Here is a 13,617-nt window from a genome sequence, read left to right on the forward strand (position 1 = left end):
CCGGTACGGTCCCTCAGTTGAGCCGCATACGCTCTTGAATCAGCGACGCGAGCGTCAGATTGGCGTCCGGTGCCGTGGTATCCAGATGGACGAGATGAGTGGTCTCGTCGCTGCCGAAGGGTTCGAAACGGGCCAGCTGCTGTTCGAGAATCGCCAGACTACGCTCGGATGGCTCACCGCTGCGCCGGGCACGCTTGACGATTCGCGCCCGCAACGTGGCCTGATCCGCTTCGAAGCTGACGATCAGCACGGGCAGCCCCCGCTTCTCCGCCTCGAAGCGCAGCCGATCACGCTGCGCGCGCCGCAGGCAGGTGGCATCGATACAGGCCGGCAGACCAGACTCCAGAACCATGCCGGCCAGCGCCGCCAACCGGCGATAGGTCTGATCGGTCGTCGCCTCGCTGTAGACGGCATCGGCATCGTCCGGCACCGCCGTGAAGTCGAAGAGTCGCTTGCGCTCGACGTCGGAACGCAGCCGCACGCCCCCCAAACGACGCACGATCTCCTCGGTGAAGCGGCTCTTGCCGCTGCCCGAAACGCCGACGGCCATGATCAGATAGGGGAAGCGAAACTCGCTGTACTCCCGCGCCATCTCCAGATAACGCCGAAAGACCTGAATCGGCTCCTCTTCGGGCAGGTCATCGATGCGACCGGCGTCGCGATCCCTCACCAGCTCGATGCGCGCCCGCAGGAGAGCCCGGTAGCGCTTGTAGAAATTGAGCAGCTGGACCGCCTGATAGTCACCGGAAAGCTCCAGATAGCGGTTGATCGCATAGTGGGCGAACTCGCGCTCGCCGCGCGCCTCCAGATCCATGACCAGAAAGGCCAGCTCGCAGGCCACATCGCACCAGCGCAGGCGCTCGTTGAACTCGATACCGTTGAACAGAATTGCCTTGCCCTCGAAGCGCACGGCATTGCCAAGATGGATATCGCCATGACTCTCGCGGATAAAGCCGTCGCGCCGGCGCGACGCCAGAATCGGCTCGAGCCGGGCGAAGCTCTCGAGCGTCAACGTCTTGACGCAGTCGAGTGCCTCGCGATCCTGCGGTGTCTCCAGCAGGGACTCGATCAGCTCGAACTCCTCGACCAGCATCTGCTGCGTATGCGCCGGCGATCCGTAGGGACTATCGTCGTCGATTCGCGCCGCGGATTCGTGCAGCGCGACCAGCTGATCGACGACGTCATCGATCAGCTCGGCCGAAAGCTCGCCGCTGGCCTGCAGGGAACTGAGCAGATGCCGGCTGCTGAACTGTCGCATCTTCACCGCATACTCGATCGGCGCGCTGTCGTCGTTGACGCGAGGCGCCGTTTCGCTGCCGGAAATGGCCACGCAGCCGAGATAGAGCGCCGGCGCCACACGGCGATTGAGCGCAACCTCCTGCTCACACAGCTGGCGACGCTTCTCCAGCGTGGAGAAATCCAGAAAGCTGCCGTAATCCAGCGGCTTCTTGATCTTGTAGGCGTAGTCGCCTGTCAGTACCACCCAGGAGATAGGGGTCTCGAACACCTCGACGGCTCCGATCGGATGATCGAAACAGTCACTCTCCTTGAGCGCCTGGATCAGCGTTCGGCTCATGCGGCATCTCCCTGTCAGTGGCGTGGTGACTCATGACCGACGCATGGCAGCAAAGGCACGCTCGCTGGCCATCAGGGTCGTCTGAATGTCGTCGTGGGTGTGGGCGCTGGACATGAAACCGGCCTCGAACGGCGAGGGAGCCAGATAGACGCCAGCCTCCAGCATCTGGGCGAAGAAGTCGCGGAATGCCTGGGCGTCGCAAGCCATCGCCTGGCCGAAATTATCGACCCGCTGCTGGGCGGTGAAGAACAGACCGAACATGCCACCGGACCCCTGGGTCATCAGCGACACACCAGCATCGGCGGCACGCGCCTCAAGTCCCTCGCAGAGCGTCGCCACTCGCGTCGAGAGTGCCTCGTGGAAACCGGGCTGACGCACCTTCTCGAGCAGCGCGATGCCCGCCGCCATCGCCAGCGGATTGCCGGAGAGCGTGCCGGCCTGATAGATCGGTCCCAACGGCGAGACCTGCTCCATGATCTCGCGCTTGCCCCCGAAAGCACCTACCGGCATGCCGCCACCGACGATCTTGCCCAGGCAGGTCAGATCCGGTGTGATCCCGTAATGCGCCTGGGCCCCGCCCAACGCGACCCGAAACCCGGTCATGACCTCATCGAAGATCAGGACACTGCCGTGGCTATCGCACACCTCGCGCAACGCCTCGAGAAATCCGGGCTGCGGCGGAATGCAGTTCATGTTGCCGGCGACCGGCTCGACGATAATTCCCGCGATCTGCTCGCCCATCTCCTCGAAACAGGCGTGGACGGCCTCGATATCGTTGTAGGCCAGCGTGATGGTGTGCTCTGCCAGCGATGCCGGCACGCCCGGCGAACTCGGTTCGCCATGGGTCAACGCGCCGGAGCCGGCCTTGACCAGCAGCGAGTCGGAGTGGCCATGATAGTTGCCTTCGAACTTGACGATCTTGTCGCGGCCGGTGGCGCCGCGGGCGAGTCGGATTGCCGACATGGTCGCCTCGGTTCCGGAGTTGACCATGCGCACCATATCGATCGACGGCATGATCTCGCAGATCAGATCGGCCATGGTGGTCTCGATCGCGGTCGGCGTGCCAAACGACAGCCCATTGTCGAGCCGCTCGCGCACGGCCCCCAGCACATCGGTATCGGCATGGCCGGTAATCATCGGCCCCCAGGAGCCGACGTAGTCGATGTAGCGTTTTCCTTCGACGTCGAAGAGATAGGCCCCCTTGGCACGTTCCACGAAGATCGGTGCCCGGGAAAGCCCTTTGAAGGCACGAACCGGAGAATTGACCCCACCCGGAATATGGCGGCAGGCGCGTTCGAAAAGTTCTTCGGATGTCGTCATGGCTCTCTAGTCTCAAGCAGTAACAGAATTCGGTATCGGGTTGGCGTCGATTTGTGCCTGGAGCGCGGCCACGGCCGCGGCGACATCGGGCGTTCCGAAAATGGCGTGTACCACCGCCAGCATCTCGGCACCGGCCGCACGGGCCTCGCCGGCCGTGGCGGTATCGATGCCACCGATCGCGACTCGCGGCAACCCCAGGGGAGCGACCTGCGCGAGAATCGACAGCGGCGCGGGGGCGGCCTCCGGCTTGGTCCGCGAGACAAAGAAGCGACCGAAAGCCAGATAGCTGGCCCCGTCCGTCGCCGCCTGACTCGCCAGTATCGGCGAGTCGTGGCAGGTTGCGCCGATAATGGCTCGCGGCCCAAGGTCCCGTCGTGCCTCGGCTAGCGCCACATCTTCTTGGCCGACATGCAGGCCGATGCTCTCGCCCCAGCGCTGCTGCAGGCGGCGCGCCAGCAGCAGATCATCGTTGATGATCAAGGGCACACCATGAGCCTGGCAGCGTGCCGCCAGTGCATCGCTCTGGCGCCAGCGGTGCGCCGCATCGTCAGACTTGTCGCGATACTGCAGCAGCGCGATGCCGGCCCCCAGCGCAGCCTCGCAGGCACCGAGCAGCGTCTTGTCGTCCCCCAGCAGGACACTGTCGGTAATGGCGTACAAGCCGCGCAGGCGCTGGCTGTCGACAAGGTTTTTCATCATCACTCCAGCGTGGCATCGAAGTCCGGCGCGCGCCAGACGCGGTCCGGCAGATACTGACCCCGGCCGAGTGCCAGCCCATGGTCCAGAGTATCCCAGGTAAAGCGCTGCGCCTGGGCGCAGGCAGCAGCCAGCCCCTCACCGGCCGCCAGGCGCGAAGCCAGCGCCGAGGCCAACGTGCAACCGGAGCCGTGATAGTGGGCGGGCAGCCGCGGCCACTGCCACTGACGATTGAGCTCGGGCGTATGGAGGGTATGCACGACCTGCCCCTCGGCTACCTCACCGGCCAACGGATCGGTACCGGTGACCAGCACGCCGGCACAGCCTAGCGACATGATCTCAACCACTTGGGAGACCTCGTCCGCCGTCGGCGTCGCGGCGATCAACGACAGCTCGCGCCGATTGGGTGTCAAGATATCCACAAGAGGTAGCAAGCGCTGCCGGATCGCCGCGACCAGACCGGGTGTGGATAAGTCAGTGCCGCCACCGCTCTGGATCACCGGGTCGACGATCAGCGGGACCCCGGGACAGAGCCGCGCCACGTCGATCACTGCGTCGAGCACCTCGAGATCGGGAATCAGGCCAACCTTGATCGCATGGATCCGGAAATCGTCGATCAGCGCGCGGGCCGCTCGGCGAATGAAATCGCCGCTGCAGGGTTCGACGCTGATCACGTCGCGGGTCGACTGCACGGTCATCGCCGTGGGAACCGTCACCGGCCAGCCGCCACAGCCGCGCACGGCTTCGGCATCCGCCACCAGCCCGGCACCACCGCTGGGATCGTGTCCGGCCAGGATCAGCACGACGGCCTTGTCGTCATAGCGAATCATGACGGCATTCGCCTGCCACCCAAATGGGTGCGCGACCGCGCGGCGCGACAGGCTCTCGTTCGTCGCATGCAGCGTCTCCTCATCGAGCGTATCGGTCGTCTCGTGTCAGCGTTTGCGTCGATATCAGCGTTTGCGTCGATAGTAGTTCTCGATCGCCTCGCGGGTGATGATACCGGAAATCCGGCGAATCATCGGCGCCGTGGTGTGTTCGACGTAGAGCGCGTCGACACCGGATTCGACCAGGGTATCGTAGGCTTCCGATAGGGTGGCCTCGAGATGCACCGGCGCGAGGTCGAGCCGCTGCCCGGGCACCTCCTCCAGATCGATCCGCTCGTGCTCCGCCAGCCACGCTTCGTCGTGGAGCACGCGAGCCAGATGCGCCGCCTTCATCGCCAGCGGCGGCTTGTTGCGATCCTCCTGCGTGATGACCAGCCAGGTCGGCTTGGCATCGAGCAGCGCCTTGGCGCGGTCATGGTCGATCACTCGCGGCGTGCGCGCCAGGTTACGCTCCATCACCGCCGGTACGGCGACACGCGATAGCGCCTGCATCATCGGCTGCTGCAGCGGATGCAGGCCCTGCTGAGTCAAGGTCGAGAGGAAAAAGCCCTGACGGCAGCCGCAGAGCTGGCGCGCGGTCAACACCGCGACGACCACCGCCAGCATGCCCGGCAACATGATCGCGGCGTTACGGGTCAGCTCGAGCAGTGCCAGCAAGGCAGCCAGCGGCGCCTGCAGGGCAGCGGCCATCATCGCCGCCATCCCGAGCACGGCGTAGAGCGCTGGCGTGGCCACCACGCTAGGCAGCAACATGCCGCCGATCACACCGAGTAGCGCCCCCACCGCGGCACCGGAAACCAGCATCGGGCCGATAATGCCCACCGGTACGCCACCGGCAACGCAGAGACCGGTCAGCGCGAGCTTCAAGACCGCCAGGGCCAGCAGGATATCCAGCGCCATCGGGCCGTTGAGCATCTGCTCGAGACTGTCGTAACCGATCCCCTGAACCTCGGGATACCACCAGGCGACGGCCCCGGTCAGAGCGCCGATCAGCGCCAGGCGCAGGGCGAACGGCAGCCGCGTGAAGGCCGGATGCCCCCGCGACAGGCGCACGAATCCGCCCGCCAGCAGCCCGACGATCAGCGCGGTCAGCACGATACCGGGCAGGTCGAGCAGCGAATCGAGCTCGAGCGGCGGTACGCTGAAAGCCGGCTCGGCCCCATAGACGCTCCACGACACCAGCGCCCCCATGGTCGCCGCCAGGATCACCGGCAGGAAACCGGCGATGGTGTACTCCATCATGACCACTTCCATGGCGAAGATGACGCCAGCGAGCGGGGTGTTGAACGAGGCCGAGATGCCCGCCGCGGTCCCGCAGGCCACCAGGACGCGTAGGCTATTGTGCGGCAGCCGCAGACGCGTGCCGATCCAGCTCGACGCCGCCGACCCGAGATGAATCGCCGGCCCCTCGCGGCCGGCGGAGAGCCCGCCGATTACCGATAGCACGCCGACCCACCACTGATTGATCCAGTTGCGCAGGGGCATCTTGCCCTGATGGTAGGCGAGTCGCTCGATGACGTGACCGATCCCCATCTTCAGCGCCCGGCGCGGCTGTGGCCAGAGCCAGACACCGATCAGGGCCACGGCCAGCAGCGGCAGCAGCGCACGCAGTGGCGGCGACAGGGTTTCGAAGGCTTCCGGATCGTCTCCGGGAATGAAAAACAGGGCACCGAATTCCAGCAGCAGTCGAAAGACCACCATGACGGTACCGGTGAGAACGCCGGCCAGGATACCCAGCAGGCAGAGTTGTGGCATGGCATCGACGCTGGCCAGCTGTCGACGAAAGCGTTCCAGGCTGGGACGTCGCAGAGCGAACCGCGGCACGCGTGACAAACCCTTCTCCTTGCCCGATCCGAATCGCTCGTCTTCGCGCCGCGCGCCCTTCCCGGGCGGCACACGCGTCCGTGCGAGCAGTTGACGGCGACCCCATCATACACCGATCAGCGAGCCGCGTTGACGGCGCTAAAGTTGACCGTTTTACTCGGTATTCAGGATAATGGCCCTAATCAGGTGGCGTGAACCGCCACCCCGTCTGAATCGACAGCCCGGCCGGCAACCGCCGCCGGCACGCACGGGAGCGTGACGATGAGTACAGTGGAGTCTTTCGCTCCGACCCCGATGTTCTTCACCGATGCCGCCGCCAGGCGCGTCAAGGCGTTGATCGCCGAGGAGAACAATGCTGCCCTGAAGCTCAGGGTCTATGTCACCGGTGGAGGCTGTTCCGGCTTCCAGTATGGTTTCGACCTCGCCGATCAGACCGCCGAGGACGATACCGTGATCGACAATGATGGCGTCAGCATGGTGATCGATGCCCTCTCCTATCAATACCTGGTCGGCTCGACGGTCGACTTCGAAGAGGGGCTCGCCGGCGCCCGCTTCGTGATCCGGAACCCCAACGCGCAGTCGACCTGCGGCTGCGGCGCCTCCTTCTCGGTGTAACGACCGCCGCCGCGGGCGATGGCCCGCGGCGACTATTCCCTCCCTCGGTCAGGGTGCCTGATGCGTCCCCACGCCTGATCGGTCGCCGCTTTCCCCCCTTGTCGATTGCGCCAACCGGCCTGGCTTGCACTGTCACGTCCCCTTTACATCACCCTTTCGCTGCCAGGCTCTCTCGCACCGGGTATTGCCCACGGCCCGCACGCTGCGTACGTCCCCTTCGATGATGGCTGACAGTTCCCGCGTGGCGACAACGCCGCTTCACGATACGTCAGCCGTATAACGCCCCTACCCCGGAACCTTCATTGAGACCTGAAAACCGGAGCTCGCTGCCGAGAAAGTTGTTCAGATGCCTTTTTTTTCGCCTGTGGATACTTTTTTGGCGTATCGCCCTACAGCCCCCACCACCACGATGCTGGCGCCAATCGAGACAGTTGTTGAGTATCGCGGTAACAGCTACCGTATGCACCGGTGGATAAGCCGTGCGCTGCTGGCGCTGTGGAAAAACCGCCCTTTCATCCACAGCTATCGCAGCGGATGTCAGCAGGCACATCAAAGCTTGTCAAGCAATTCGATAACAATACAGGCGCATGTAAAATATAGAGAAATTGTCTTTATCCACAGAAAATGTCCACACCAATAGTCATTACCACAACAGAACTTCTCTTTATTTTTCTCTTTATTTTATTAATGACTGTCTGATGACCTGATGCGCAGCGAAACCCGTGTGGAAAACCCCTGACGGTTACCCACAGGAGGTTTATACTGGGCGGCTTTTGCGACTGTGGTCGCCGCCGCTGAGGCGATTTTTGACTTATGGTCAACAATGCTTCAGTGGGCGATTTCAAGATTCATTCACTGTCGGGTGCCGAGTGACGCACCCCACGAGGTGAACCGTGGAGTATCCCGACCGTTATCAGGTCATCGTCATCGGTGGCGGCCATGCCGGTACCGAAGCCGCCCTGGCAGCGGCGCGCAGCGGCGCACGCACGCTGCTGCTGACGCATAACATCGAGACGCTGGGACAGATGTCCTGCAATCCGGCGATCGGCGGTATCGGCAAGAGCCATCTGGTCAAGGAGATCGATGCGCTCGGCGGTGCCATGGCCGCCGCGACCGACCTTGCCGGCATCCAGTTTCGCGTGCTCAATTCGCGCAAGGGGCCTGCCGTGCGGGCCACCCGGGCTCAGGCCGACCGTGTGCGCTACAAGGCCGCCATCCGCGGCATGCTGGAAAATCAGGCGAACCTGACCCTGTTTCAGCAGGGGGTCGACGATCTGATTGTGGATAACGATCGCGTCGTCGGGGTGACCACGCAGACAGGTATTCGCTTCATGGCGGATACCGTGGTGCTGTGCACCGGGACCTTCCTTGGCGGCATCATCCACATCGGGCTGGACCACCATGCAGGCGGGCGTGCCGGTGATCCGCCGGCCAATGCGCTGGCCCAGCGGCTGCGCGCCTTGCCGTTCCGGGTCGATCGGCTGAAGACGGGCACGCCGCCGCGGATCGATGCCAAGAGCGTCGATTTTTCCCGGCTCGAGCGTCAGCCCGGCGACACGCCGCTGCCGGTGATGTCGTATCTCGGGTCGCGCGAGCAGCATCCGCGCCAGGTCGACTGCCATATCGCGCACACCAACGAGCGGACCCACGAGATCATCCTGGCCAACCTCGATCGCTCGCCGATGTATTCCGGCGTGATCGACGGTGTCGGGCCGCGCTACTGCCCGTCGGTCGAGGACAAGGTGCATCGCTTCGCCGACAAGACCAGCCATCAGGTGTTCATCGAACCCGAGGGGCTGGATACCCACGAGCTCTATCCCAACGGGATCTCCACCTCTCTGCCGTTCGATGTGCAACTGCAGGTGGTGCGATCGATCATCGGCCTGGAGAACGCGCATATCACGCGCCCGGGCTACGCCATCGAGTACGATTTCTTCGATCCGCGGGATCTGAAGCACTCGCTGGAGACGAAATTTATCCACAACCTGTATTTCGCGGGGCAGATCAACGGCACCACGGGCTACGAGGAAGCCGGCGCCCAGGGGCTGCTGGCCGGCATCAATGCCGCCCGCCGCTCACGCGGCGAGGAGGCTTGGTGGCCGCGGCGCGACGAAGCCTATCTCGGTGTGCTGGTCGACGACCTGATCTCCATGGGAACGCAGGAGCCCTACCGCATGTTCACGTCGCGCGCCGAGTACCGACTGCTGCTGCGCGAGGACAATGCCGACCTGCGTCTGACCGAGACCGGGCGTGAGCTGGGTCTGGTTGGCGAGCCTCGCTGGTCAGCCTTCGCGACCAAGCGTGAGAAGATCGAGCGGGAGAGCGCGCGACTGCGCGCGACCTGGATCCAGCCGAAAACCGCGGCGGCCGAACGCCTGGCGGAGAAGCTCGGGCAGCCGCTCACTCGCGAATACAACCTGATGGACCTGCTCAAGCGTCCGGAACTCGTCTATGCCGACGTGGCCTCGCTCAAGGGGGACGCCGTGGAGGACGAACCGGTCGCCGAACAGGTGCAGATCGAGGCCAAGTACGCCGGTTACATCGCCCGCCAGCAGGAGGAAATCGAGCGTCTGCGCCGACACGAGGCGACGCCGCTGCCCGAAGCGCTGGACTATGCGAAGGTCGAGGGGCTGTCCCACGAGATTCGCCAGAAGCTCGAGCAGGCCCGGCCTGAAACACTGGGGCAGGCAGGACGCATTTCCGGCGTGACGCCGGCCGCAGTCTCGATTCTGCTGATCCACCTGAAAAAACGTCGACTGCTCGACGACAGTCGGGCGCTGAGCGCATGACGCCGGTCTGTGAACGGTTGCTCGACGACGGTCTGGCCGCCCTCGATGTCGCGGTCGATACCGAGCAGCGCGGGCGGCTGCTGGCGCTCGGCACGCTGTTGCACAAGTGGAATCGCGCCTATAACCTCACCGCTGTGCGCTCGCCGGAGGCGATGATCGGGCGGCACCTGCTCGACAGTGCCAGCGTGGCGTTTGCGGTACGTGGCCCGCGCCTGCTCGACGTCGGATCGGGACCCGGGTTTCCCGGTCTGGTGCTCGCGATCCTGAACCCGCAGCTTCAGGTCACGCTGCTCGACAGCAATGGCAAGAAGGTCCGGTTCCAGCGCCAGGCGGTCATGGAACTGGGGCTGACCAATGTCAGCTCCGAGCAGGTTCGGGTCGAAGCCTTCGACGGCACCTTCGATCAGATCATCTCGCGCGCCTTCGCGGCGCTCGGGGATTTCGTCTCGCTGACCGAGCCGCTCCTGCGCGAAGGTGGCGAGTGGCTGGCAATGAAGGGCTCGCTCGATGCCCGGGAGCGCGAGGCACTGCCGGAAAGCGTGGTCATCCGCGAGCGCTTTGCGTTGACGGTGCCCGGCGTGGACGCGGATGAACGCCAACTGCTGCGGCTGGAGCGCGCCGCGCCGTGAGCGGCCGGCAGCGTTGTCTGCCGCCAGGGTTATGTCTCGACGAAGGGAGTCGCCAGTGACCAGAATCATCGCGCTGACCAACCAGAAGGGCGGTGTCGGCAAGACCACCACCGCGGTCAATCTGGCGGCCTGTCTCGCCGCGCTCGATCGCCGGGTATTGCTGATCGATCTCGACCCCCAGGGCCATGCCACCATGGGCAGTGGCGTCGACAAGCATGCCCTCGACGGCAGCGTGCTCGACGTGCTGCTGGGCGAGCAGAGTGCCGCCGAGGTGATCGTCGACTGTGCCGTGGCCGGTTATGCGCTGCTGCCCGGCAACGGCGACCTGACCGCGGCCGAGGTCGACCTGCTTGACCGCGACGGCCGCGAGCGGGTGCTTCAGCGTGCGATCGAGAGCGTCGCGGGCGACTACGACGTGGTGATCATCGACTGCCCGCCGTCGCTCAACATGCTGACAGTCAACGCCCTGACCGCGGCCCATGGCGTGCTGATCCCGGTGCAGTGCGAGTTCTATGCCCTGGAAGGGCTCTCCGCGCTGCTGGATACCGTCGAGCAGATTCAGGAGAGCGTGAACCCCACGCTCGAGATCTTCGGCATCGTGCGGACCATGCATGACCCCCGCAACAGTCTCACCCGCGACGTCAGCAAGCAGCTCGGGCAGTACTTCGGCGATTCTCTGCTCAAGACGACCATCCCGCGTAACGTGCGCGTGGCCGAGGCGCCGAGCCACGGCGTGCCGGTGACCAAGTATGCGCGGCTGTCGCGCGGGAGCCAGGCGCATCGCGTACTGGCCAAGGAACTGATTCGCCGCCTGGCGCTGTAATGATCACGATCGCTGCGAGGAACACGCCATGACGACGCGCAAACGCCCTCTGGGACGCGGGCTCGATGCCCTGATCGGTTCCAGCGCCCGGCGGCGTGACAGTTTGTCGCAGGGTGGCGCGGACAGCGATGCGCCCACGCCGGCGCAGGCACCGCCCGATCCTCGCGGCAACGGCGAGCGACTCGCGCACCTGCCGCTGCGCCAGCTGACCCGAGGCAAGTACCAGCCCCGCCGCGACATTCAGCCGGAAGCGCTGGAGGAACTGGCCGACTCGATTCGCGCCCAAGGCGTCATGCAGCCCATCGTGGTGCGCCAGATCGGCCAGGAGCGCTATGAGATCATCGCCGGCGAGCGGCGTTGGCGGGCCTCGCAGCTGGCCGAACTCGAGACGATCCCGGCGGTGGTTCGCGAGGTCAGCGACGAGGTCGCGCTGGCCCTCGCGCTGATCGAGAACATCCAGCGCGAAAACCTCAATCCGGTCGAGGAGGCCATGGCGCTCAAGCGCCTGCTCGACGAATTCGAACTGACCCAGCAGCAGGTGGCCGATGCGGTCGGGCGCTCGCGCGCCCAGGTAGCCAACCTGCTGCGTCTGCTGGCGCTCGATCCCCACGTGCTGACGCTGCTCGAGCGCGGAGATCTCGATATGGGGCACGCGCGAGCCCTGCTGACGCTGTCTCCCGCCCAGCAGCGCCAGGCGGCGCACGAGGTGGTGGCTCGCGAGCTCACGGTGCGCCAGACCGAAGCGCTGGTAAAGCAGCTGGCCAGCGGCCAGAAAGGGCACGAGGAGAAACGTCAGCCGGCGGACGTCGGGCGGCTGGAGAGCCGATTGGCCGACCTGCTCGGGGCGCCGGTCAAGATCCATCACAACGCCTCCGGCAAGGGCCGTGTCACGATTCGCTATACCAGTCTCGATGAGCTGGACGGCATTCTGGGGCACATCCGCTGAAGGGGAACGCTGAGGGGATTAAAGTTAGCGCGTTAATGGAAATTGTGCGCTTTTCCCGAGCGTTTGCCTTTGCGGACGCGTCAGATCGGTGCAGGTCCGGTTGAAGCGGCCTGTGCCCTTCTCTATAATCCGCCGTGATTTGCCAAACTGACGCCACGGAGCAACAACCGGGCGTGTTCCAGGATCCGACGTTTTCACGACAGGCGAGACCGACGCCATGCATCCGACGGCACCGGCCAAGCTTCCTAGACCGCGCATCGCGTTCCTGATCCTGATACAGTGCGGCATCGTGATGGGCCTGACCCTGATCGCCTGGGGAGTTCGGGATCGAGAGACGGCGCTATCCGCCTTGACCGGTGGTCTCGTGGCGGCCATTCCGAACGCCTTTTTTGCCTGGCGCGCCTTTCGTCACCAAGGAGCCGCGCAGGCACGCAACATCGTCAAGAGTTTCTATCAGGCCGAGGCCGGCAAGTTCGGTTTGACGGCGGTACTGTTTACGTTGGCATTCGTGGCCGTGCCCCCTTCAAACCCTGCTTTCTTCTTTAGCGCTTATGTGTTGACGCTGCTGGCGCAGTGGCTGGGTCCCTGGCTTCTGCGCCGTCCGTCACGCACTCAATCTCGAGGCTGAACCATGGCTGGCAACAACCCGACGAGTACGGAGTACATTCAGCACCACCTGCAGAACATGACCTTCGGTCTGCACCCGGAGCATGGCTGGTCGCTGGCGCACTCCGCCGAAGAGGCTTCCGAGATGGGCTTCTGGGCGATTCATGTCGACACCATGCTGTGGTCGATCGGCCTTGGCGTGATTTTCCTGTACCTGTTTCGGTTGGTTGCCAAGCGCGCCTCGACCGGTGTGCCCACCGGTCTGCAGAATTTCGTCGAGATGATGGTCGAATTCGTCGACGGCTCAGTGCGTGAAACCTTTCACGGCAAGAGCCGGATGATCGCGCCGCTGTCGCTGACCATCTTCTGCTGGATCTTCCTGATGAACCTGATGGATCTGGTGCCGGTGGACTTCCTGCCGATGCTGGCCCAGAAAGTGGGTGCCTGGTTCGGTGCCGACCCGGCCCACGTCTACTTCAAGGTCGTGCCCACGACCGACGTCAACGCGACGTTCGGCATGTCGCTCTCCGTCTTTGCCCTGATCATCTTCTACTCCATTCGTACCAAGGGCGTCTCCGGTTTCATCGCCGAGCTGACACTGCATCCGTTCAGCACACCCAACAAGTTTGCTCAGGCGCTGCTGATCCCGATCAACTTCCTGCTCGAAGCCGTCACCCTGCTGGCCAAGCCGGTTTCTCTGGCCCTGCGACTGTTCGGCAACCTCTATGCCGGCGAGCTGATCTTCATCCTGATCGCCATGATCGGCCTATGGCAGCTGCCGCTGCACTTCCCGTGGGCGGTGTTCCATATCCTGATCATCACGCTGCAGGCATTCATCTTCATGATGCTCACGATCGTCTATCTCAGCATGGCGACCGAAGAGCAGCATTGAGACGCTTTTCCCCT

General features: G+C 64.3%; 12 protein-coding genes. 7 read left to right on the top strand and 5 right to left on the bottom strand.

What is annotated here, in order from left to right:
* Nucleotides 1-13 precede the first annotated feature (13 nt).
* From MC381_RS00845 to MC381_RS00865, 5 genes are all read right to left on the bottom strand, one after another.
* On the bottom strand, nucleotides 14-1,576 hold the full coding sequence (locus MC381_RS00845; protein WP_251975825.1) for a bifunctional aminoglycoside phosphotransferase/ATP-binding protein: 1,563 nt from the start codon (nucleotides 1,574-1,576) through the stop codon (nucleotides 14-16).
* A gap of 30 nt (nucleotides 1,577-1,606) precedes the next feature.
* Nucleotides 1,607-2,896, bottom strand: a complete 1,290-nt coding sequence (gene hemL, locus MC381_RS00850) for a glutamate-1-semialdehyde 2,1-aminomutase (RefSeq protein ID WP_251975826.1) — start codon at nucleotides 2,894-2,896, stop codon at nucleotides 1,607-1,609.
* Nucleotides 2,897-2,908: 12 nt separating this feature from the next.
* Nucleotides 2,909-3,592, bottom strand: coding sequence for a thiamine phosphate synthase (gene thiE, locus MC381_RS00855; protein ID WP_251975827.1), 684 nt, complete (start codon nucleotides 3,590-3,592; stop codon nucleotides 2,909-2,911).
* A gap of 2 nt (nucleotides 3,593-3,594) precedes the next feature.
* Entirely contained in the window at nucleotides 3,595-4,422 is an 828-nt protein-coding gene (gene thiD, locus MC381_RS00860; RefSeq protein WP_251975828.1) for a bifunctional hydroxymethylpyrimidine kinase/phosphomethylpyrimidine kinase, read from the bottom strand.
* A gap of 123 nt (nucleotides 4,423-4,545) precedes the next feature.
* Complete coding sequence (locus tag MC381_RS00865; protein ID WP_251975829.1) at nucleotides 4,546-6,303, bottom strand: chloride channel protein; 1,758 nt, start codon at nucleotides 6,301-6,303, stop codon at nucleotides 4,546-4,548.
* A 261-nt stretch (nucleotides 6,304-6,564) separates the two neighbouring features.
* On the opposite strand from MC381_RS00865, the gene erpA reads away from it, so the two are divergent.
* The 7 genes from erpA (at nucleotide 6,565) to atpB (ending at nucleotide 13,603) form a co-directional block, all read left to right on the top strand.
* Nucleotides 6,565-6,918: an iron-sulfur cluster insertion protein ErpA gene (erpA, locus tag MC381_RS00870; protein ID WP_251975830.1), complete on the top strand. Its 354-nt coding sequence runs from the start codon at nucleotides 6,565-6,567 to the stop codon at nucleotides 6,916-6,918.
* A gap of 893 nt (nucleotides 6,919-7,811) precedes the next feature.
* The gene (gene mnmG / locus MC381_RS00875; RefSeq protein WP_251975831.1) at nucleotides 7,812-9,707 is read left to right on the top strand and encodes a tRNA uridine-5-carboxymethylaminomethyl(34) synthesis enzyme MnmG; all 1,896 of its coding nucleotides are present in this window, start codon (nucleotides 7,812-7,814) and stop codon (nucleotides 9,705-9,707) included.
* Complete coding sequence (gene rsmG, locus MC381_RS00880) at nucleotides 9,704-10,336, top strand: 16S rRNA (guanine(527)-N(7))-methyltransferase RsmG (protein WP_251975832.1); 633 nt, start codon at nucleotides 9,704-9,706, stop codon at nucleotides 10,334-10,336. Before mnmG ends, rsmG begins: the two co-directional genes overlap by 4 nt.
* Before the next feature lie 55 nt (nucleotides 10,337-10,391).
* The gene (locus tag MC381_RS00885; protein WP_251975833.1) at nucleotides 10,392-11,159 is read left to right on the top strand and encodes a ParA family protein; all 768 of its coding nucleotides are present in this window, start codon (nucleotides 10,392-10,394) and stop codon (nucleotides 11,157-11,159) included.
* Nucleotides 11,160-11,187: 28 nt separating this feature from the next.
* Nucleotides 11,188-12,105, top strand: coding sequence for a ParB/RepB/Spo0J family partition protein (locus MC381_RS00890; protein WP_251975834.1), 918 nt, complete (start codon nucleotides 11,188-11,190; stop codon nucleotides 12,103-12,105).
* Between the two features lie 217 nt (nucleotides 12,106-12,322).
* Complete coding sequence (locus MC381_RS00895; protein WP_251975835.1) at nucleotides 12,323-12,733, top strand: F0F1 ATP synthase subunit I; 411 nt, start codon at nucleotides 12,323-12,325, stop codon at nucleotides 12,731-12,733.
* A gap of 3 nt (nucleotides 12,734-12,736) precedes the next feature.
* Nucleotides 12,737-13,603, top strand: coding sequence for a F0F1 ATP synthase subunit A (gene atpB, locus MC381_RS00900; protein WP_251975836.1), 867 nt, complete (start codon nucleotides 12,737-12,739; stop codon nucleotides 13,601-13,603).
* Nucleotides 13,604-13,617: the final 14 nt, after the last annotated feature.

The organism is Salinicola avicenniae, from assembly GCF_023736115.1.
In the GTDB taxonomy this organism is placed as follows: Bacteria; Pseudomonadota; Gammaproteobacteria; order Pseudomonadales; family Halomonadaceae; genus Salinicola; species Salinicola avicenniae.

What these genes read in the sequence shown, in the direction of transcription:
- MC381_RS00845 (WP_251975825.1), bottom strand. Translation starts at nt 1,576, where the DNA reads ATGAGCCGAACGCTGATCCAGGCGCTCAAGGAGAGTGACTGTTTCGAT.
- hemL (WP_251975826.1), bottom strand. Translation starts at nt 2,896, where the DNA reads ATGACGACATCCGAAGAACTTTTCGAACGCGCCTGCCGCCATATTCCG.
- thiE (WP_251975827.1), bottom strand. Translation starts at nt 3,592, where the DNA reads ATGAAAAACCTTGTCGACAGCCAGCGCCTGCGCGGCTTGTACGCCATT.
- thiD (WP_251975828.1), bottom strand. Translation starts at nt 4,422, where the DNA reads ATGATTCGCTATGACGACAAGGCCGTCGTGCTGATCCTGGCCGGACAC.
- erpA (WP_251975830.1), top strand. Translation starts at nt 6,565, where the DNA reads ATGAGTACAGTGGAGTCTTTCGCTCCGACCCCGATGTTCTTCACCGAT.
- rsmG (WP_251975832.1), top strand. Translation starts at nt 9,704, where the DNA reads ATGACGCCGGTCTGTGAACGGTTGCTCGACGACGGTCTGGCCGCCCTC.
- MC381_RS00890 (WP_251975834.1), top strand. Translation starts at nt 11,188, where the DNA reads ATGACGACGCGCAAACGCCCTCTGGGACGCGGGCTCGATGCCCTGATC.
- MC381_RS00895 (WP_251975835.1), top strand. Translation starts at nt 12,323, where the DNA reads ATGCATCCGACGGCACCGGCCAAGCTTCCTAGACCGCGCATCGCGTTC.
- atpB (WP_251975836.1), top strand. Translation starts at nt 12,737, where the DNA reads ATGGCTGGCAACAACCCGACGAGTACGGAGTACATTCAGCACCACCTG.